The following is a 19,745-nucleotide window of genomic DNA, read 5'->3' as shown; positions in this document are numbered from 1 at the left end:
AAGCCCCGGTGCCGAGCAGGGTAACGCTTCTTACTGATGGGTAACTGGTTGGAGAGCCCTAAGTCCCACCGATGTGGTGCACGCCTCGCTAGCTAGTGGGACGATGGTTCAGGTAGTTTCGAAACCATGGGTGCTTACTTGTACCTCGCTTTGGCCATCGCCGCAGAAGTGACCGCGACTGTCTCGCTCAAGCTGTCCGACGGGTTCTCCCGCCTCGGTCCGTCGGTCCTCGTGGTGATCGGTTACGGCGTGGCGTTCTTCGCGCTTTCGCAGGTGCTGAAGCTCGGGCTGCCGATCGGCGTGGCGTACGCGATCTGGGCCGCGGTGGGCGTGGCGCTGGTCGCGATCATCGGGGTCCTGTTCCTCAAGGAGCCGTTCAACTTCGCGATCGCCGCCGGGCTGGTGCTGGTGATCGGCGGTGTCGTGCTGATCGAGGTGGGCAGCAGCCAGTGAAGATCCAGGTCGACGGGCGCAAGGCGCGCGGGGACAAGCGGCGCGCGGAGATCATCGCCGCCGCGCTGCGGGTGATCGAGCGCGACGGCGTCGCCGGCGTCACCCACCGCACCGTCGCGACGGAGGCGGGCGTGCCCACGACGTCGACCACCTATCACTTCTCCTCGCTCGACGACCTGCTCGTGGCCACGCTCATCTCGTGCGCTCGGGACATGGCGACCGAGGTGTACTGGATGATCGACCGCGCGCGCTCGCGCGGCAGCCGCGGCGCCGAGGAGGTGGCCGGCCTGCTCGCGGAGGCGCTGGGCCCGCGGCGCGGCCGCACGATGGCGGAGTACGAGCTGTACCTGCTGGCCGCCCGCAAACCCGAGCTGCGCCCGGCCGCGCGCCGCTGGCTCGACGTGCTGACGTCGATGGTCCGGCACGACGACGAGGTCGCGTTCCGCGTGTTCCTGGCCGGCATCGACGGGCTCTTGATCCAGGGCCTGATCGATGACGGGCCGCCGTCGGCGGAGGAGCTGCGGCCGGTGGTGGACTACCTGCTCAAGCCGCGCTGAAACGACGTGCGCCGCAACGGGATTTATGGGTGCAGGGGCAATCGCCGGGCCTTGACGACGCGGTGGGTGACGCGCCACCCCGCGTCAGATCGTTCGATGTGATCGTCAAAGGTCACGCTGCGCACAGTCCCTTCGACGGTGACGCCGATCCCTTTTGAGAGGCCGCGCACGACGTCAGCGGTGATCTCATCCAGAACGATGTTGGTGACGTGGTGGGCCACCGGGTTCCTGTCGCCGAGGTCCAGCACCCACTCCCGCATGGCTTCCAGCCCGTTGATCACTCCTCCGCCGAAGTCGCTCACGTCGTACGCGACGTCGGCGGTGAAGATCTCGTGCAGGCGATCGAGCTGGCCCGTGTCGATCAGATAGCCATGCTGATTGATGAGACGGGTTATGGCCTCGCGGTCTTCGGTATTCACAAGCTTTTCGCCGACAGCAGCCGGGAAAAGCGGGCAGCCCCGGCGCGGGCCGCGCGCTCCAGGTGCCAGCGGCGGGCCGCGAACTGGTCCGCCGGGACGGAGAAGGCGACCGCGCCCGTGACGTTCTGGGCCGCGTCCAGCACCGGCGCCGAGAGGCACGCCAGCTCCGGCAGGAACTCCTCGATCTCCAGCGCCATCCCGGAATGCGCGACGGCCTGCAGCTCCGTCTCGAGGTCGGGCGAGCGGACCGTGGTGTGGGCGGTGAGGCGGGGCATGCCCGCGCTCGTCAGGTACTCGCGGCGCTGCTTCGCCGGCAGCGACGCGAGCATCACCTTGCCGAACGCCGTGGCGTGCGCGGCCTCGTGGAAACCGAAGTCCAACGGCTGCGCGCGCGGGAACTCCGGCGAGTCCGCGACCGCGGCGACGACCACCTCGGTGTCACGGAACACCGTGTAATACGCCGCCGCGCCCGCGCGCAGGTGGAGCTTGTGCAGGCCGTCGCGCAGCTCGCGGCCGACGTCCAGCTCGTCGAGCAGGCTCTCGTGGAGCCCGCCGATCTTGTAGCCGAGGCCGAAGCCCCGGCCGTGGCCGAGCCGGATCAAATAGCCTTCGTGGACCAGGGTGTTGAGCAGGTGATAGGTGGTCGAGAGCTTGAAGCCCGCGCGCCGGGCGACGGCCTTGGCGGCGATGCCGTCGCCCGCGCCCGCGACGATCTCCAGCACCCGCAGCGCCCGCTGCGCCGAACCGATCAAGCCGGTGGGCTCCCGTTCCGCGGCATTCCGGTCCTCGGGGGTCGGCTGGGCGGGGACAGGCACGGCGGAACCTCCGCGAGTGGCGTTCGACGGTGAACGGGCGAAGCATGCTCCCTTCACCATACGTGCTTCGAACGGCGTAAGCGGCTTACTAGTCCGACCAAAAGTAGGCGGATACGGTCTGCAGCCGATCTGCTCGTAGGGACCCGTTTCCGCCGTGGCTGCTGCCGGATTAGTAACGAACAGCACTGTATCTGGTCTGCAACAGTCCCCGGCAGAGCCCCGCGTTGCCGTCGATGCTGATCCGGACCGCCCGTGCGAACCGCAGCCGCAGCGCCGCTTCACCCGCCGGGATCACCACTCCCTTCTCGTCCACGAGCAGCGGCGCGTCCGGAGTGCAGTCGAAACCGAGGTCCCGCCGCCGTCGCAGGAGGCTGGACCGAACGGGTGACTCCGGCACGTCGCCGAGGGTGAGCCCGGCGATCTCCGACGGCGTCCGCCCGTCCTGCACCAGCTTCGTGCCCAGCCGGTCCAGCCCGGCCAGGTAGGCCTTGCGCCGGAAGATCAGCCGCAGCTCGTCCAGCTCCCCGATCGCTTCCGTCGGGAACGTGCCCTCGAAACCCGCCTGGCCCGCGACGCCGGCGTTGATCTCCTCCGACGCGAAATGGTCGTCGAGCCGGATGTCGACCGACGTGACGCCCTCGACCGCCGTGACGGCGTCGTGCGCGTCGGCCACCATCAGGTAGGCGAAGTTCGGCGCGCAGAAGTACGTCGGCAGCCGCAAACGCACCTCCGCGTGGCCCTCGGCCAGCGTCGCCGAGTGCACGAAACCCAGCTCTGTCACGGGTTCGTCCAGCTCGGGGTCGCGCACCGTGTCGAGCGCGGCCCACAGCCGCGGGTTCACGCCGGCACCTTGGGCGCGGACCCCACGGCGTCGCCACTGTCGGCGGGCGCCTCGCTGACGCCGAGGCCTTCGGGCACTTCGAGGTCGTACAGCTTCGCCACGTTCAGGCCGAGGATCTTCTTCTTGATGTCAGTGGTCAGCACGCCGTACTCGCTCTGCATGTCCTCCGGGATCTGGAAGTCCACAAAGGCCTCGATCAGCCACTTGGGCGTCCAGATCGCGTAGTCGCTGGCGAAGGTGATGCGGTTTTCGTCCGTCCAGTACAGCAGTTCGCCGATGATCTGCGCGAAGTACCGCGGCCGCGTGTGGATGAACGGCAGCGCGACGGCGAGGCCGCCGTACACGTTCGCCTCCTGCGTCGCGATCCAGCAGTAGTCCTCCAGCCGCGGCAGGCCGACGTGCTCGACGATGAACCGCAGGTCCGGGAACGCGCTGGCGACGTCGTCGATGTCGGCCACGTCGAACGCGTCGCGGTTGAGCGGGTAGATCGTCGGTCCTTTGTGGACGTGGATGTTGCGGATGCCCAGCTCCTGGCACTTCTCCAGGTACCGGTACGACCACGGGTCGGACAGCTTCCAGCCCTTGGAGTCGCCCTTCCACTCGGCCGTGTAGAGCTTGACGCCCTTGAGGTTCCAGCGTTCCGCGAGTGCTTCCAGCTTGTCGAGGCCGGCTTCGCCGTCACGCGGGTCCCACGCGCCGTTGACGGTGAACTTGTCCGGGTGCTTCTCGGCGAGCGCGCCGTCCTGCTCGGTGGTGTTGAAGCCGTTGACGTAGAAGTCGGTGAGGTAGGTCGGCTGGAACACCGCGTGGTCCACGTAGCCGACCTCGAACAGGTCGTGGAGGATCTTCTCCTCGCTCTGCTGCCAGAACTGCTCCAGCGTCCACTTCTCGCTCTCCGGCGAGAGGTTCTTGTGGTAGTCGTAGAAGCAGTTGATGAAGCCCTCGCCGTAGCGGTTGGCCTGGTTGGCCGGGCGCGCGTCCCAGAAGTGCACGTGCCCGTCGACGATGAAGTAGCGCTCGCCGTCCTTTTCGTACATGAGGTGAACTCCCTTACGGTACGAGGATTCCGCGGCCCTGAAGCCGGCCGTTGTCCAAGTCGTCCATGGCTTCGTTGACCGCGTCGAGCGGGTAGGTCCTGGTGTGCAGGCTGACCTTGCCCTGCGCCGCGAGCGCCATCAGCTCGTCCAGGTCGTTGTAGGAGCCGACGAGGTTGCCGACGATGTTGATCTCGGTCGAGATGATGTCGATGGTGGGCACGTCGACGTGGCCGCCGTAGCCGATCACGAAGTACGAGCCGGCGCGGCGCAGCATCTTGATGCCCTGGGCCTCCGTGCCCTTCTCGCCGACGAAGTCGAGCACCACCTGCGCGCCCGCGCCGCCGGTCAGGTCGAGCACGGCGTCGACCTGGCCGCCGTCGGCGAGCACGGTGTGCGCGGCGCCGTAGGACTTGGCGAGGTCGAGCGCGGCCTGGTTGGCGTCGACCACGATCACCTCGGCGGGCACCATCGCGGCCAGGCACTGGATGCCGATGTGGCCGAGCCCGCCGGCGCCGATCACCGCGACCTTCGTGCCCGCGTACAGCAGCGGCACGGCCTTGCGCACGGCGTGGTAGGCGGTGAGCCCGGCGTCCGCGAGCGCCGCGACGTCCGCGGGCCGCAGCGACGCGTCGAGCTTGACCACCGAGCGCGCGTTGGTGAGCAGGTACTCGGCCATCCCGCCGTCGGTGTCGATGCCGGGGAACTTCGAGTTCTCGCAGTGCACGTCGTCGCCGGCGCGGCAGGGACGGCACAGCCCGCAGGTGGCCAGCGGGTGCAGGATCACCGGGTCGCCGGGCTCCACTGTGGACACTGCCGAGCCGACCGCCTCGACCCAGCCCGCGTTCTCGTGCCCGATCGTGTAAGGCAGCGTGACGCCGGACTTCTCGGCCCACTGCCCCTCGATGACGTGCAGGTCGGTCCGGCACAACCCGGCGCCGCCGATCCGGACCACGACGTCGAGCGGCCCTGCGACCGCCGGCTCCGCGACGTCCTCCACCACCGGGCGTTTTCCGTACTCGTGGACCCGCACCGCTTTCATGGCCGCTCCTCGTCCTGGTCGACCCTTTGATCGTCGAACGGCGAGGAGGGCGGGTCAACGGCCTGGTTTTCACCTGGCTGGAAATCCAGCCCTTGAACGCCCTGAAGGCCACCATGAGGGCATCTACGTCCCTCATGGTGGCCTTCAGGGACCAGCGGCGGTCAGCCCTTGTTCTCGTAAACCGGGGTCAGGGTCGCGCGGCCGAGGGTGTGGCCGAGCAGGTTGAAGCCGAGGAACGCCGGGGTGGCGTCGACGCCGATGTCGAGCCGGTCGACGTCCAGCGCGTGCACCACGAAGTAGTAACGGTGCGGGCCGTGCCCGGGAGGCGGGGCGGCGCCGAGGTACTGCTTGACGCCGCCGTCGCCCTTGAGCGTCACGGCGCCCTCGGGCAGGCCCGAGCCCTCCGCGTCGCCGGCGTTCGCCGCCAGCTCCGTCACGGTGGCCGGGATGTTGAACACCGCCCAGTGCCAGAACCCGCTGGCCGTGGGGGCGTCGGGGTCGTACACCGTCACCACGAAGCTCTTGGTCTCCGCCGGGAAGCCCGCCCAGGCCAGCTGCGGCGACCGGTCCTCGCCCCCGGCCCCGAAGATGCCGGACAGGTGCGGGGTCGCCAGCGTCTCGCCGTCGGCGATGTCGGTGCTGCGCAGCGTGAACGAGGGCGCGGAAGGCAGGAAGTCGTAGGGGTTGGGTGACTGAGGCATGAATCCTCCTGAGCACGGAAGTCCGAACGTCGCCAGGCTATGACCCTGAAACCCCGGGCGCCTCCTCAGGGATGTATCGGGGGGTTTACCGGATGTCGAGCCCCCCGGCCTGCTCCTAAGGTCACTCGGGACGGATGGTTACTGAGGGGACGGATCGACATGGCACGCCCGCTGCTGGCACTAGGTGGGATAGTTCTGATCGGGGTCGGGGTGGCCATCGCGCTCGGCTGGGGGCTGGGCTCTTCGGTGGTTCGCGACGCGACGGTGTCGCAGCCGATCCGCGGCGTGAAGCTGGCCGCCGGCTCGGGCGACGTCAAGATCCGCGTCGGCACCGGGGCGGTGACCGTGCACCAGAAGCTGCACTACAACTTCCGCTCGGCGCCGGACGACGCCTTCCACGTGGAGGGCGACCAGTTGGTGCTCGGCGACTGCGGCCGCAACTGCACCGCCGACTTCGAGGTGGTCGTCCCCGCCGGGGTGCCGGTCACGGGCTCCGTCACCTCGGGCGGAGTGGACATCACGGGCGTGGCCAGCGTCGACGTGTCCGCCAACTCCGGGGACGCGAAGGTGGAGAACGTCGCCGGGCTGGTGAAGCTCAGCCTCGACAGCGGGTCCATCGACCTGCGCGACGTCGACGGGGTCCAAGCGCACAGCGACTCCGGCCACGTCTCCGGCGACGGGCTGCGTGGGCCGGTCGACGTCTCCTCGGACAGCGGCAGCGTGAAGCTCACGCTCGCCCAGCCCAGCGACGTCAAGGTGAAGGCGGACTCCGGCAGCGTCGACCTGCGCGTGCCCGACGGCTCGTACCGGGTGATCGGCGACAGCGGCAGCGGGAGCCGGTCGATCGACATCCCGCAGAACTCGGCCGCGGCGAAGACGCTCGACCTGAACACCGGCAGCGGCTCCGTCTCGGTCAAAGCCGCCTGAAGTAGCACGCCTGAGATAGCACGGGGGAACAGCGAAGTCATGGGGAACAACACAAAGCGGCTGCTGTGCGGGGCGGTGCTGCTGGGGGTGGCGGCGGTCGCCGTGGCCGGCTGCTCGGGGATCGGCCGTCCGGACAAGCTCTCCGACGGCCAGCCGGTGACCACGCCGGTCACCGCCGTGCGGGTGGACGTCCCGGCGGGCGGGGTGAAGCTGCGCGTCGAGGACGGCGCGCCGGTTTCGGTGCGCCGTGAGGTCGAGTACCGCGGCAAGCGCCCGGGCCAGACGCAGCGGGTGGAGGGGACCACGCTCGTGCTTTCCGGCTGTGGCCAGGACTGCGAGGTCCGCTACGACGTCGTCGTGCCGCGCGCGCTGCCGGTGAGCGGCTCGCTCGACACGGGGACGGTCACGCTCGACCGGCCCGCCGACGTCGACCTGCGGCGCGGCACCGGGACCACCACGCTCACCCGCGTGACCGGCCCGGTCAAGCTCGACGGCGGCACCGGCACCGCGGAGATCGGGCTCGAGAAGCCCGGCGTCGTGCAGGCCAGCGTGAACACCGGAACCCTGACCGTTTCCGTCCCACAGGCCGCCTACCGCGTGGACGCGCACGTCGGCACCGGCAGGACGGACTTGGGCGTGGCCCAGGACCCGGCCTCGCCGAACCGGCTGGACCTGCGCGTCGACACCGGCACCATCACGGTGCGGACGGCATGAAGCTCGCCGCTGCCGCTCTTCTTCTCTTGCCCCTGCTCACAGTTCCCGCTACCCCGGCACTCGAGTGGACGCCGTGTGCGACGCAGCCGGAGCCCACGGCCCGGTGCGCGCACGTCGATGTCCCCATCGACCGCGCCCGGCCCGAAGCCGGAACGGCGCGGCTCGCGCTGGCGGAGCTGCCCGCGACCGACCCGGCACACCGCATCGGGTCGTTGCTGATCAACCCGGGCGGACCGGGCGGCTCCGGAGTCGGTTACGTGCAGTTCGGCGGCTTCGCCGGCCCCGAGTTCGCACAGCTGCGGCAGCACTTCGACCTCGTGGGCTTCGATCCGCGCGGCGTCTGGTTCAGCACGCCCAAGATCACCTGCGACCCGGCGAAGCTGTACGACCCGGCCGTGAACCGCTATCCGGCGACGAAGGCGGAGTACGACGCGTTGCGCGCCCACAACCGCGCCGCCGGCGAGGACTGCCTGGCGAAGACCGGGCCGATGCTCGGGCAGGCGGACACGCAGAGCGCGGCCGAGGACGTCGAGTCGATCCGGGTCGCGCTGGGCGAGCCGAAGATCTCGTGGCTCGGCGTCTCCTACGGCACCGAACTCGGCGCCGTCTACGCCTCGAAGCACCCGGACCGCGTGCGCGCGATGGTGCTCGACGGCGCTGTCGACCATGCCCGGCCGCTGCGCCAGGCGATCGTCGAAGAGGCCGCCGCGACGGAGGACTCGCTGGTTCGCTTCGCCTCGTGGTGTGGGGGCTCGCCGGACTGCGCGCTGCACGGCGCCGACGTGCTGCGGTACTACGACGATCTCGTGGCCCGCGGCGCCTACTCCAGCGCGCTGGGCCGGACGGCGACCGGGGACGAGCTGTCCTCGGGCGTCTACGGCTACCTCGTTCAGCGGAGCCAGTGGCCGGACCTGGGCCGCGCGCTGGCCGCTGCCGGCGGGGACCACCCGGACGCGGCGGCGCTGACGCAGGCCGCCTCCTTCTTCTCGCCGATCTACGGTGCTTATAGGGCCATCGGCTGCCAGGACTTCCCCTCGCCGTTCACCGGTCCCGTGGACCTGCGCGTGACGGCCGGCCTGGTCCGCGCCGTCGCGCCGCACAGCTGGCGGTACTCCGAGTTCTGGGACTTCACCAGTGGCTGCGCGGGCTGGCCGGTCCCGGCGAAGAACCCGCCGCAGCCGCACCCGGTGCACGGCGCCCCGCCGATCCTCGTGGTCGGCGGCACGCACGACCCGGCGACGCCGCTGGCGTGGGCCCGCGGGCTCGCCGGCGGCATCGACGGCTCGGTCCTGCTCACCCGGACCGACGACGGCCACACCGGGCTCGCCAACTCGTCTTGCGCGCGTGCCGAAGAGGTGAAATACCTGGTGAGCGGTATCACACCCGCTCGAGGGAAGGTCTGCAGCTGATCCCGGGAACAAGCGCCCGCACCTGCTCGTTACCCTGATACGAAGGTTGAGCGCAGCCGACTCAAGTCTGGCTTGACGAGGTGTGCGAAGCCCAGATAGAACTTGCCAGGGCCCCGCTCAAGGCGGCGCCGAAACGTGCAGGTCACGAACATAGCAGCAGAGCTGCCAACACAGGAGGAAGCACCATGGCGCGAGCGGTCGGCATCGACCTCGGCACGACCAACTCGGTCGTCGCCGTCCTTGAGGGCGGCGAGCCGACGGTCATCGCCAACTCGGAAGGCTCCCGTACCACCCCGTCCATCGTCGCCTTCGCCAAGAACGGCGAAGTGCTGACCGGCCAGCCGGCGAAGAACCAGGCTGTGACGAACGTCGACCGCACCATCCGGTCCGTGAAGCGGCACATCGGCACCGACTGGAAGACCGAGATCGACGGCAAGGGGTACACGCCGCAGGAGATCAGCGCGCGCGTGCTGATGAAGCTGAAGCGCGACGCCGAGTCGTACCTGGGCGAGGAGATCACCGACGCGGTGATCACCGTCCCGGCGTACTTCGAGGACGCCCAGCGGCAGGCCACCAAGGAGGCCGGGCAGATCGCCGGCCTGAACGTGCTCCGCATCGTCAACGAGCCGACCGCCGCCGCGCTGGCGTACGGCCTGGACAAGGGCGAGAAGGAGCAGACCATCCTGGTCTTCGACCTCGGTGGCGGCACGTTCGACGTCTCGCTGCTGGAGATCGGCGAGGGTGTGGTCGAGGTCCGCGCGACCTCCGGCGACAACCACCTCGGCGGTGACGACTGGGACGAGCGCATCGTCAAGTGGCTGGTCGACAAGTTCAAGGCCACCAACGGCATCGACCTGACCCGCGACAAGATGGCGCTGCAGCGCATCCGCGAGGCGGCGGAGAAGGCGAAGATCGAGCTGTCCAGCTCCAACTCCGCCAGCATCAACCTGCCGTACATCACCGTGGACGGCGACAAGAACCCGCTGTTCCTCGACGAGACGCTCTCGCGCGCCGAGTTCCAGAAGATCACCTCGGACCTGCTCGAGCGCACCCGCAACCCGTTCAACAACGTCATCCGTGACGCGGGCACCTCGGTCGGCGACATCGACCACGTCGTGCTCGTGGGTGGTTCCACCCGCATGCCGGCCGTGGCCGAGCTGGTCAAGGAGCTGACCGGCGGGCGCGAGCCGAACAAGGGCGTGAACCCGGACGAGGTCGTCGCGGTCGGCGCGGCGCTGCAGGCCGGTGTGCTCAAGGGCGAGGTCAAGGACGTCCTGCTGCTCGACGTGACCCCGCTTTCGCTGGGCATCGAGACCAAGGGCGGCGTGTTCACCAAGCTCATCGAGCGCAACACCACGATCCCGACCAAGCGCTCGGAGACCTTCTCCACCGCGGACGACAACCAGCCGTCGGTGCAGATCCAGGTGTTCCAGGGTGAGCGCGAGATCGCCGCGCACAACAAGAAGCTCGGCATGTTCGAGCTGACCGGCCTGCCGCCCGCCCCGCGTGGCGTGCCGCAGATCGAGGTCACCTTCGACATCGACGCCAACGGCATCGTGCACGTGACCGCGAAGGACCTGGGCACGAACAAGGAGCAGTCGATGACGATCACCGGCGGCTCCGCGCTGCCGAAGGACGACATCGACCGGATGGTCAAGGACGCCGAGGCGCACGCCGAGGAGGACAAGACCCGCCGCGAAGAGGCCGAGACGCGCAACCAGGCCGAGACGCTGGTCTACCAGACCGAGAAGTTCCTCAAGGACAACGACGACAAGCTGCCCGAGGACCTCAAGGGCAAGGTCAAGACCGCGATCGACGAGTCGAACGAGGCGCTGAAGGGCACCGACTCGGCCAAGATCCGCGAGTCCATCGAGAAGCTGAACACGGCTTCGCAGGAGCTGGGCACCGCGCTGTACGCCAACGCGAACGCCGAAGGCGCTCCGGGTGCCGACGCGGGTGCCGCGGGCGCGGCCGGTGGCGCCGCGGGCGCGGCCGGTGGCGCCGCGGGCGGAGCCGGCCAGGCCAAGGCCGACGACGTGGTCGACGCCGAGATCGTGGAAGAGGACGAGAAGAAGTGACCCCACGACACGAGGACACCGAGGGCCGGGGCCCGGACGAACCGGTGGTCGTGCGTGACCGGCGGCGGGTCGACCCGCAGACCGGCGAGGTCCGCCCACCTGCCCCGGAAAGTGAAGCGCCAGTGCCGGCCGAGGAGGAGCTCGCGGGCAAGCACGCGGGCCCCTCGCTCGGCGACTCGGTCGTGGACGACGCCGTCTCGGTGGCGTCCGACGTCGAGAAGCAGCTGGCCGAGCGCACTGCCGACCTGCAGCGTTTGCAGGCGGAGTACGCGAACTACCGCAAGCGGGTGGACCGTGACCGCGAGGCCGTGGTGCTGCGCGCCAAGGCGTCCGTGGTCGAGGACATGCTGCCCCTGCTCGACGACCTCGAGCGCGCGGAGCAGCACGGCGACCTGACCGGTGCGTTCAAGGCGGTCGGCGACAAGCTGGTCAGCGGTCTGCAGCGGGCCGGCCTGGAGTCGTTCGGCGCGGAGGGCGAGCCCTTCGACCCGAGCGTGCACGAGGCCGTCCAGCACAACACCTCGCCGGACGTGGCGGGCCCGACGGTCACCGTGGTCATGCGCCGCGGCTACCGCTTCGGGGACCGGGTGCTGCGCGCGGCGCTCGTCGCGGTCACCGACCACGAGCCGGGCGCGGACGCTCCGGTCGACCCGCCCGTCGGCGGCGAGCTGCCGCTCGACGGGTCGATCGATGAGCCGAACCAGAAGTAACTGTCGTTCCACAGTGGAAGGAGGAGGCACCCGGTGAGTGCTCGGGAATGGATCGGTAAGGACTTCTACCGGGAGCTGGGTGTCTCCTCCGACGCCACCGCGGACGAGATCAAGAAGGCCTACCGCAAGCTGGCCAAGGAAAACCACCCGGACGCCAACGCGGGCAACACGGAGGCGGAGAACAAGTTCAAGGCCGTCTCCGAGGCCTACGGCGTGCTGTCCGACCCGGCCAAGCGCAAGGAGTACGACGAGGCCAAGAGCCTCTTCGGCGCCGGCGGCGCGGGCGGGTTCGGCGGCTTCCCCGGCGGCGGTGCCGGCGGGGCCGGTGGCTTCGACATGGGCGACATCTTCAGCCAGACCGGTGCGCAGCAGGGCGGCTTCGGCGGGCTCGGCGACATACTGGGCGGCATCTTCGGCCGTGGCCGGGGTGGCCCGGCGGGCGCGTCGGCGAACCGTCCGCAGCGCGGGGCCGACGTCGAGACCGACGTCCGGATCGACTTCACCGAGGCGGTCAAGGGCGCGACCCTGCCGTTGCGGCTGTCGAGCCCGGCCACGTGCTCGACGTGCGGCGGCAGCGGCGCGAAGCCGGGCACGTCGCCGCGCACCTGCCCGACCTGCAGCGGGTCCGGCCTGGTCAGCCGCAGCCAGGGCGCGTTCGCGTTCTCCGAGCCGTGCCGAGACTGCCGAGGCCGCGGCCAGCTGATCGACGACCCGTGCCCGGAGTGCGGTGGCGAGGGCATCAGCACCCGCACCCGCACGCTGACCGTGCGCATCCCGCCGGGCGTCGACGACGACCAGCGGATCCGCCTGGCCGCGCAAGGCGAGCCGGGCCGGGGCGGCGCGCAGGCCGGTGACCTGTACGTACGCGTGCACGTCGCGCCGCACCCGCTGTTCGGCCGCAAGGACCTGAACCTGACGCTGACCGTGCCGGTGGACTTCACCGAGCTGGCGCTGGGCACCACCGTCACGGTGCCCACGCTGGACGGCAAGGTGTCACTCAAGGTGCCCGCGGGTACCGCGAGTGGCCGAGTGTTGCGCGTGCGGGGAAAGGGCATTCAGAAGCGGGACGGCTCACAGGGTGACCTGCTGGTGACCCTGCAGGCCGAGGTTCCGGCCAAACTGGATGACAAGGCGCGCTCGGCGCTCGAGGCCTACGCCGAGTCGATCAAGGGCCACGACCCGCGGCCCCAGATCACCGAGTTGCTCGAAGGCAGGTGAGGGTGATGTTCGGCGGACTACCGGGACTCCCACACGGCGCGGACGAGGACACGCCGGTGTTCGTGATTTCGGTGGCGGCGCAGCTCTCGGGGCTGCACGCCCAGACGTTGCGCTCCTACGACCGCCAGGGCCTGGTCTCGCCGGGCCGCACCTCCGGCGGCGGCCGTCGCTACTCGATGCGTGACATCGCCCTGCTGCGCGAGGTGCAACGCCTCTCGCAGGAGGCCGGCGTCAACCTCGCGGGCGTCAAGCGCATCATCGAGCTGGAGAACCAGGTCGACGCCCTGCGCGCCCGCGTGCACGAGCTGACCGAGGAGATCGCCGCGGCCTACGCGGCCGCCGAGCAGGCGGCCGCCGCGGTCCACGCCTCCTACCGCAAGGACCTCGTCCCGATGCGGCAGCAGACGTCGCTGGTGGTCTGGAAACCCAAGCACCGCTGAACAGCTCGTGAGTGTTTATGACGGTTAGAACCGTCATAAACACTCACGAGTCATTTCAGGTGCTCGGCGAAGAACCCGGTCACCCGCTTCCAGGCGTCGGAGTCCGAAGGCTCGTGGTAGCCGAAGTTCGCGATGCGCACCAGGGCCTGCAGCGGGGCCGGGCCCATCTTGTTCGCGAAGCTGTGGCCGGCGTCGGGGTACTCCTTGACGTCGTGCGGGATGCCGCGGGACTCCAGTTCCGCTTCGAGTTTCGCGGCCGCGCCGCGCAGGGTCGGGTCGCGGCGGCCGAAGCTGGCGACTATGGGGCAGGCGCCGTCCAAAGCGGACAGGTCGCGGGGCAGCTGGCCGTAGTAGGGCGCGGAGGCGTCGAACTCGCGTGACGCCGCGACCAGCGCGAAGCCACCGCCCAGGCAGTAGCCGACGACGCCGACCTTGCCGGTCGCGTCCGGGCGCGCGGCCACGAGCGAGCGGGCCGCCTCGATGTCGTCGTACGCGCGGCCCGAGCGGGCGAACAGCTCGCTGAACACGCGCTTCACACAGCGGAAGAAACCGCCGCGCGAGTACAGGTCGGGGCTCAGCGCCAGGTAGCCCTCGGCGGCGAACCGGTCGGTGATGTTCCGCGCGTCCTGCGACAGGCCGATCGCGTCGTGGATGATCACCAGGCCGGGGAAGGGCCCGTCGCCTTCGGGGGTGGCCAGGTAGCCCTTGATGCCGCCGTCCGCGGCGGGGATCCGGATCTCCATGCCCCGACCTTAGCCCGCCGGCGCTCTGTCCGAAATGGACAAATCAGTCGATGGTGAACGGATCGTACGAGATGCGTTCCAGGTCCACGCCGGCCGCCAGCAGCTTCGCGATCGTCGCGCGGATCATCGGCGGTGAGCCCGACACCAGCACGTTGTGCTTCTTCCACTTGCCACGCTGCGTCACAGCGGCGGCCAGGGTGCCCCGGTCGCCGCCGGAGACCGCGCCCTCCTCCGTCACCGGCGTCACCGTCAGCCATGGCGCGGTGACGGCCAGCCGTCTCAGCTCGTCCAGCGCGTAGAGGTCACCGGGCCGGCGCCCGCCGAAGAACAGGTGGACGGGCGGGTTTCGCTTCCAGCGCGCGAGGTCGTCCAGGATGGACAGCAGTGGCGTGATGCCGGTGCCGCCCGCGATCATCAGCAACGGCCGCTGGTCCGCCACCGGTGTCACCGAGAGCGCGCCCAGCGGCGGCCCCAGCCGCCACACATCCCCAGCCCGGGCGTGGTTCACGATGGCGCGCGAGACCCAGCCGCCCGGCACCGAGCGGACGTGGAAGGTCAGCAGCCCGTCGTCGCGCGGCGCCGTCGCCGGCGAGAGGTAACGCCACAGCCGCGGCCGCTGCGGCACTTCCACGCTCACGTAACCGCCGGCGCGGTACGGCAGGAGGTGCTCGGTCTGCACCCGCACCAGCGCGATGTCACGCGAGAGCTTCCGGTGCTCCAGCACGGTTCCGCTCCACCAGGCGGGCCCGGTTTCGGCGGACGCGGCCTTGCGCATGGTCTCGGAGATCAGCCCGTACGCCGAGGTCCACGCCGTTTCCACCTCGGGTGTCCAGGCGTCCTTCAGGAAACGTTTCAACGCGCTCACCAGTGCCGTTCCCACGGCGTCGTAGTGGCGCGTCAGCACGTCGAACTTCCGGTGGTCACGGCCCAGCTGGCCGAGGAACGTGACGAGTTCGTCCGGGCGGTCCACCATCTGCACCACGTACACCAGCGCGCGCAGCAACCGGTCGCGCTGGGTCGTCATGGTGATGGGGAAAAGATCACGGGCGTCCGGGGCGATCACGAACAACGCGCCGTAGAAGTATTGGGCCAGCTCCTCGGCTTTCGGTTCCACCAGCGCGAAACTCTCGCGGATGAGCCGGGCGTTCTCGGTCCCGCGGGCGGGGGCGGCGGCGGGGGCAGGGCGCGCCGAAAGATCGTACTTCAGGGATTCAGAGCTCATCGGGAACGGTTTTCTCCAGTCCGGCCAAGCATTTCCAGTTACCCACGCGGCTTTGCTAACGCGAGCCGCCCCCGAGAGAACAAGACTGTAGGCCGGATGCCCGGAAAACTGGTGAAGCCAACGGTTTTCCCGCTCGAACGGAGCAATAACCAATACGTCGGGTCAATGCCCTCTGGCGCTCAGTAAAAACGATCTTCGACGTTTTCCGTTGGCCCGGAACGCTTTTCGTTGGTCAGGAACCGGCGTGATTCGCTCAGTCGATGGTGAACGGGTCGTACTGGATCTGGCCCAGCACGCTGCCCGCGACGAGCATCCGCGACACCGTCGCGCGGATCATCGAAGGCGAGCCGGACACGAGGATGTCGTGATCCGACCAGGCGCCATAACGAGTGACGGCCTCCGCGAGGGTGCCCTGCTCACAGCCCGGCAGGTGGTCGCCGCGCTCGACCACGGGCGTCACGGTGAGCCACGGGTTGGTCGAGGACAGCGCCCGCAGCTCCTCGAGGTCGTACAGGTCGTCGCGGGACGGGCCGCCGTAGAACAGGTGGGTTTTCGGGTTCTCGCCCCACAGGGCCAGGTGGTCGAGGATCGAGCGCAGCGGCGCGACGCCGGTGCCGCCGGCGACCATCAGCACCCCGCGCGAGCGCTCGCGGTCCACGGCCATCCGCCCGAGCGGCGGCCCGAGCCGCCAGACGTCACCGGGCTGCGTGTGGCTCACGATGGCGCGCGAAACCCAGCCGCCGTCGACGGCGCGCACGTGGAACTCGATCCCGCCGTCCTCTCGCGGCGCGTTCGCCGGCGAGAGGTAGCGCCACAACCGTGGGCGCTGCGGTACCTCCACGCTCATGTACTGCCCCGGCAGGAACGGCACGGGCTGGGCCGGTACCACGCGCACCAGCGCGAGGTCCCAGGTCAGCCGCCGGTGCTCGACCACGGTGGCCTGCCACGACGCCGGGTTCGCGTCGGCCGCGGCGGCCTCCTGCATGGCGCGCGCGACGATGGTGAACGCCTCCGCCCACGCGCGTTCGACGGCCGGCGTCCACTCGGGCCCGAGGTGGTTCTTCAGCGCCGCGAGCAGCGCCGTGCCGACGGCCTCGTAGTGCCGCGGGATGACGCCGAACTTGCGGTGGTCGCGGCCGAGCTGGCGCAGGAACGGCACCAGGTCGTCGGGCCGGTCCACCATCTGCACGATGTGCACGAGGGCGCGCACCAGCCGGCCGCGCTGCACCTCCATGTTGATGGGGAAGAAGTCGCGGGTGACCGGGGCGAGGGTGAACAGCATCCCGTAGAAGAACTGCGAGATCTCCGGGATGAACGGCTCGGACTTCGCCCAGGTGTCACGGATCAGCCGCACCATCGCGGTGACCGCGGCCGGCGCCTCGCGGGGCGCGGCCGAGCGGGGGATCGGGCTGACCGAATCGGCTGTCATGGGCTGTCGTTCGCTGGTCGGGAGTGGTGCACGGGGACGGGCGGGGGCGTCACGAGCGGGCGGCGGCCTGATCCGGCGGCCGCGGCTCGCGCCGTCTCGTCCCGGCGTTCCCGCGGGAATTCACCACTGCTCCACCTCGTTCTCCCGGACATGCTGCTCGAAGCTGTCGCGACGTCGGCTTGACGTGGCTCGTCCGCAGAGTAGCCGCCTTGGGCCCCTTTGCCCGCAACGTTGCTCCGGTCGGGTTACCGGCCGGCTGGGCGACGTGGGGCAGCTCACCGGATAGATAGTTGCCCTACGCAACCTTCCGACGATAAACTTGTATTGCACAACCAATTGGGTGCCCACCGGCGCCCGGCCCGGGAGGATCCGATGAGCTCTGCCGAAGACGTCAGGGTCGAGTTGATGCGGGAGCTGAAGACTTCGTCCCAGCTCCAGCACCTGTGGATCATGCAGGCGTGGCAGGAGGAGCCCGGACTGCACCCGGCCGCGGGCATGCTCCTGTCCGATCTCGTGAAACACGGTGAAGCGCGGCCGTCCGAGCTGGCGAAGCGCCGGCTGGTCGACCTCTCCGTGGTCAGCCGCCAGATCGCCCAGCTGCAGGCCGCGGGCCTGATCGACCGCCGCCCGGCTCCGGAAGACGGGCGCGCGTCGCTGATCAGCGTGTCCGAGAAGGGCCGGAACGAGCTGGACCGCTGGCGCACCCAGTACCTGGCCTTCTTCGAGAAGGCGCTCGTGGGATGGGACGAGGAACGGATCGCCGACCTGACGACCCGGCTCGCCGAAATGAACGGCGATCTGCGCGCGGTGCTGGGCAGCCCCGCCTGCGCGGCGGATCAAGCCTGAACGTCGGGAAAGTGAGTGAAGAGAGTTGAGTACCACGGTTACCGGTGAGCCGATGACGCACCGGCAGATCATGAAGGCCTTCTCCGGCCTGTTGCTGGCCCTGCTGGTGGCGATGCTGTCCTCGACCATCGTGTCGAACGCGCTGCCGACCATCATCACGGACCTGCACGGCTCGCAGAGCCAGTACACCTGGGTCGTCACGGCGACCCTGCTGACGTCCACCGCGACCACCCCGATCTGGGGCAAGCTGTCGGACCTGTTCAGCAAGAAGCTGCTCTACCAGCTGGCGATCGTGATCTTCACGGTCGGCTCGGCGCTGGGCGGCATCTCCGGGTCGATGCCCGAGCTGATCGCGTACCGCGCGCTGCAGGGTGTTGGCCTCGGCGGGCTGCAGGCGCTGATCCAGGTGGTCATCGCCGCGATGATCGCGCCCCGCGACCGCGGCAAGTACTCCGGTTACACCGGCGCGGTGTTCGCTGTCGCCACGGTCTCCGGGCCGCTGATCGGCGGCCTGATCGTGGACTCGCCGCTGGGCTGGCGCTGGTGCTTCTGGGTCTGCGTGCCGATCGCGGTGATCGCGTTCGTGGTGCTCGGCCGCACGCTGAAGCTGCCGGTGCTCAAGCGCAAGGTGCGGATCGACTGGCTGGGCGCGACCCTGCTGGTCGGTGGCGTCGCCCTGCTGCTGATCTGGGTCTCGCTGGCCGGGACGAGCTTCGGCTGGGCCTCGTGGTCGAGCGTCGCGTACGTCGGCGGCGCGGTGGTCTCGCTGGCGCTGGCGATGTTCGTCGAATCGCGCGCCGCGGAGCCCGTGATCCCGCTGCGCCTGTTCCGCAACCGCACGTTCACGCTGTCGGTGCTGGGCTCGCTGGCCGTGGGCACCGCGATGTTCGGCGGCTCGGTCTTCCTCGGGCAGTACTACCAGATCTCCCGCGGGTTCTCGCCCACGCACGCCGGCCTGATGACCCTGCCGCTGGTGCTGGGCCTCGCGCTCGCGTCGACCAGCGCCGGCCAGGTCATCTCGCGCACGGGCCGCACCAAGCCGTTCATGGTGGCCGGCGGCGCGTCGCTGCTGGCCGGGCTGTTCCTGCTCAGCACGGTGGACCACACGACCGACCTGACGCTGATGGGCGGCTACCTCGCGCTCGTGGGCATCGGGCTCGGGTTCCTGATGCAGAACCTGGTGCTGGTCGTGCAGAACACCGTCGCGATGAAGGACATGGGCGCGTCCTCCTCGGTGGTCACGTTCTTCCGCTCGCTCGGTGGCGCGGCGGGGGTGTCGGCGCTGGGCGCGGTGCTCTCGGCGAACGTCGCCACGAACATCACGAACTCGTTCTCGCACCTCGGCATCCCGGCCGGCGGCGCGGTGCACGGCGGTGGCGGGACCCTCGACATCGGCTCGCTGCCGGTCGCGTTGCAGCCACTGGTGCGCGCCGCCTTCGGTGACGCCACGGGCACGGTGTTCCTGTTCGCGGGCATCATCGCGGTGGTGACGTTCCTGGCGGTGATCTTCATGAAGGAGGTCCCGCTGCGCCGGACCCTGGACGCGGATTCCGCGCCCGCCGTCGTCGAGATCGAGGCCGTCGGCGGGGACGTCACGACGTCGCTGCGCGGCCGCGTGCTGGACGCCCACGGCCGCCCGGTCTCGGGTGTGGTGCTCACGCTGACGGACGCGTCGGGCCGCCAGGTCGACGTCGGCCGCACCGGTCGCACCGGCGAGTACTCGCTGAGCGCGACCGCCGAGGGCAAGCACGTCCTGCTGGCCACGGCCGGCTCGCTGCGCCCCAGCGTGTCGACGGTGCACCTGGCCGAGCGCCCGGTCTGGCACGACCTGCTGCTGGACGGCACGGGCGGCTTCACCGGCCGCGTCCGCACCGCCGGCCGCCACGCCGCGGTCCCCGGCGCGATCCTGACGGTCACCGACAGCGCCGGCGCGGTCGTCGCCTCGTCCCTCACGGGCGGCGACGGCACGTACTCCTTCACCGGGCTGCCGGCGGGTTCGTACACGCTGACCGTGTCGGCCTACGACCACGAGCCGCACAGCGAACTCCTGCCGGTGGCCACCGGCGCCTCGCTGCGCCACGACGTGGTGCTCGAACCGGAGGACGAGTTCGCCCGCCACACGGGGACGCTGAACTGACCCCAGGCTG

20 protein-coding genes are annotated in these 19,745 nt (G+C 69.9%); 11 read left to right on the top strand and 9 right to left on the bottom strand.

The window, feature by feature from the left end; translation table 11 throughout:
- Positions 1-126: 126 nt before the first annotated feature.
- Positions 127-453: a DMT family transporter gene (locus OG943_RS35725; RefSeq protein ID WP_328605332.1), complete on the top strand. Its 327-nt coding sequence runs from the start codon at positions 127-129 to the stop codon at positions 451-453.
- Positions 450-1,010 (top strand): TetR/AcrR family transcriptional regulator, encoded by a 561-nt coding sequence (locus OG943_RS35720; RefSeq protein WP_328605331.1) that lies wholly within the window; start codon positions 450-452, stop codon positions 1,008-1,010. Before OG943_RS35725 ends, OG943_RS35720 begins: the two co-directional genes overlap by 4 nt.
- Positions 1,011-1,033: 23 nt before the next feature.
- Here OG943_RS35720 and OG943_RS35715 read toward each other — a convergent pair whose 3' ends face one another.
- From OG943_RS35715 to OG943_RS35690, 6 genes are all read right to left on the bottom strand, one after another.
- The gene (locus tag OG943_RS35715) at positions 1,034-1,429 is read right to left on the bottom strand and encodes a nuclear transport factor 2 family protein (protein WP_328605330.1); all 396 of its coding nucleotides are present in this window, start codon (positions 1,427-1,429) and stop codon (positions 1,034-1,036) included.
- The gene (locus OG943_RS35710) at positions 1,426-2,244 is read right to left on the bottom strand and encodes an IclR family transcriptional regulator (RefSeq protein WP_328605329.1); all 819 of its coding nucleotides are present in this window, start codon (positions 2,242-2,244) and stop codon (positions 1,426-1,428) included. Before OG943_RS35710 ends, OG943_RS35715 begins: the two co-directional genes overlap by 4 nt.
- A gap of 169 nt (positions 2,245-2,413) precedes the next feature.
- Positions 2,414-3,085, bottom strand: a complete 672-nt coding sequence (locus OG943_RS35705; RefSeq protein WP_328605328.1) for an iron-sulfur cluster assembly protein — start codon at positions 3,083-3,085, stop codon at positions 2,414-2,416.
- Positions 3,082-4,122 carry an amidohydrolase family protein gene (locus OG943_RS35700; RefSeq protein WP_328605327.1) on the bottom strand — a complete coding sequence of 347 codons (1,041 nt, stop codon included), beginning with the start codon at positions 4,120-4,122 and terminating at the stop codon, positions 3,082-3,084. The genes OG943_RS35705 and OG943_RS35700 overlap by 4 nt, the downstream gene beginning before the upstream one ends.
- Before the next feature lie 13 nt (positions 4,123-4,135).
- On the bottom strand, positions 4,136-5,161 hold the full coding sequence (locus OG943_RS35695) for an NAD(P)-dependent alcohol dehydrogenase (RefSeq protein ID WP_328605326.1): 1,026 nt from the start codon (positions 5,159-5,161) through the stop codon (positions 4,136-4,138).
- A 161-nt stretch (positions 5,162-5,322) separates the two neighbouring features.
- Positions 5,323-5,862 carry a YbhB/YbcL family Raf kinase inhibitor-like protein gene (locus OG943_RS35690; protein WP_328605325.1) on the bottom strand — a complete coding sequence of 180 codons (540 nt, stop codon included), beginning with the start codon at positions 5,860-5,862 and terminating at the stop codon, positions 5,323-5,325.
- Positions 5,863-6,021: 159 nt separating this feature from the next.
- On the opposite strand from OG943_RS35690, the gene OG943_RS35685 reads away from it, so the two are divergent.
- The 7 genes from OG943_RS35685 to OG943_RS35655 all read left to right on the top strand — a co-directional run bounded on the left by OG943_RS35685 (position 6,022) and on the right by OG943_RS35655 (position 13,358).
- Positions 6,022-6,789: a DUF4097 family beta strand repeat-containing protein gene (locus OG943_RS35685; RefSeq protein WP_328605324.1), complete on the top strand. Its 768-nt coding sequence runs from the start codon at positions 6,022-6,024 to the stop codon at positions 6,787-6,789.
- Positions 6,790-6,828: 39 nt separating this feature from the next.
- Positions 6,829-7,503, top strand: a complete 675-nt coding sequence (locus OG943_RS35680) for a hypothetical protein (protein ID WP_328605323.1) — start codon at positions 6,829-6,831, stop codon at positions 7,501-7,503.
- Positions 7,500-8,912, top strand: coding sequence for an alpha/beta hydrolase (locus OG943_RS35675; protein ID WP_328605322.1), 1,413 nt, complete (start codon positions 7,500-7,502; stop codon positions 8,910-8,912). The genes OG943_RS35680 and OG943_RS35675 overlap by 4 nt, the downstream gene beginning before the upstream one ends.
- A 185-nt stretch (positions 8,913-9,097) precedes the next feature.
- Complete coding sequence (dnaK, locus tag OG943_RS35670; protein WP_328605321.1) at positions 9,098-10,990, top strand: molecular chaperone DnaK; 1,893 nt, start codon at positions 9,098-9,100, stop codon at positions 10,988-10,990.
- A complete protein-coding gene (gene grpE, locus OG943_RS35665) occupies positions 10,987-11,700 on the top strand; it encodes a nucleotide exchange factor GrpE (RefSeq protein ID WP_328605320.1) in 714 nt (237 codons plus the stop codon). The genes dnaK and grpE overlap by 4 nt, the downstream gene beginning before the upstream one ends.
- A gap of 33 nt (positions 11,701-11,733) precedes the next feature.
- Positions 11,734-12,918, top strand: a complete 1,185-nt coding sequence (gene dnaJ, locus OG943_RS35660; protein WP_328605319.1) for a molecular chaperone DnaJ — start codon at positions 11,734-11,736, stop codon at positions 12,916-12,918.
- A gap of 5 nt (positions 12,919-12,923) precedes the next feature.
- The gene (locus OG943_RS35655) at positions 12,924-13,358 is read left to right on the top strand and encodes a heat shock protein transcriptional repressor HspR (RefSeq protein ID WP_328605318.1); all 435 of its coding nucleotides are present in this window, start codon (positions 12,924-12,926) and stop codon (positions 13,356-13,358) included.
- 50 nt (positions 13,359-13,408) lie between these two features.
- Here the strand turns inward: OG943_RS35655 and OG943_RS35650 are convergent, their stop codons facing one another.
- The 3 genes from OG943_RS35650 to OG943_RS35640 form a co-directional block, all read right to left on the bottom strand.
- Entirely contained in the window at positions 13,409-14,101 is a 693-nt protein-coding gene (locus OG943_RS35650) for a dienelactone hydrolase family protein (protein WP_328605317.1), read from the bottom strand.
- Between the two features lie 43 nt (positions 14,102-14,144).
- The gene (locus OG943_RS35645) at positions 14,145-15,323 is read right to left on the bottom strand and encodes a globin domain-containing protein (protein WP_328605316.1); all 1,179 of its coding nucleotides are present in this window, start codon (positions 15,321-15,323) and stop codon (positions 14,145-14,147) included.
- Between the two features lie 253 nt (positions 15,324-15,576).
- Complete coding sequence (locus OG943_RS35640; RefSeq protein WP_328605315.1) at positions 15,577-16,752, bottom strand: globin domain-containing protein; 1,176 nt, start codon at positions 16,750-16,752, stop codon at positions 15,577-15,579.
- A gap of 372 nt (positions 16,753-17,124) precedes the next feature.
- Here OG943_RS35640 and OG943_RS35635 point away from each other — a divergent pair, with 372 nt between their 5' ends.
- Together OG943_RS35635 and OG943_RS35630 are read left to right on the top strand one after the other, a co-directional pair.
- Entirely contained in the window at positions 17,125-17,598 is a 474-nt protein-coding gene (locus tag OG943_RS35635) for a MarR family winged helix-turn-helix transcriptional regulator (RefSeq protein WP_328605314.1), read from the top strand.
- A 52-nt stretch (positions 17,599-17,650) separates the two neighbouring features.
- Complete coding sequence (locus OG943_RS35630) at positions 17,651-19,735, top strand: MFS transporter (protein WP_328612233.1); 2,085 nt, start codon at positions 17,651-17,653, stop codon at positions 19,733-19,735.
- Positions 19,736-19,745: the final 10 nt, after the last annotated feature.

It is taken from the genome of Amycolatopsis sp. NBC_00345, from assembly GCF_036116635.1.
Taxonomy (GTDB): domain Bacteria; phylum Actinomycetota; class Actinomycetes; order Mycobacteriales; family Pseudonocardiaceae; genus Amycolatopsis.
This window is presented reverse-complemented; position numbering and strand designations above follow the sequence as displayed.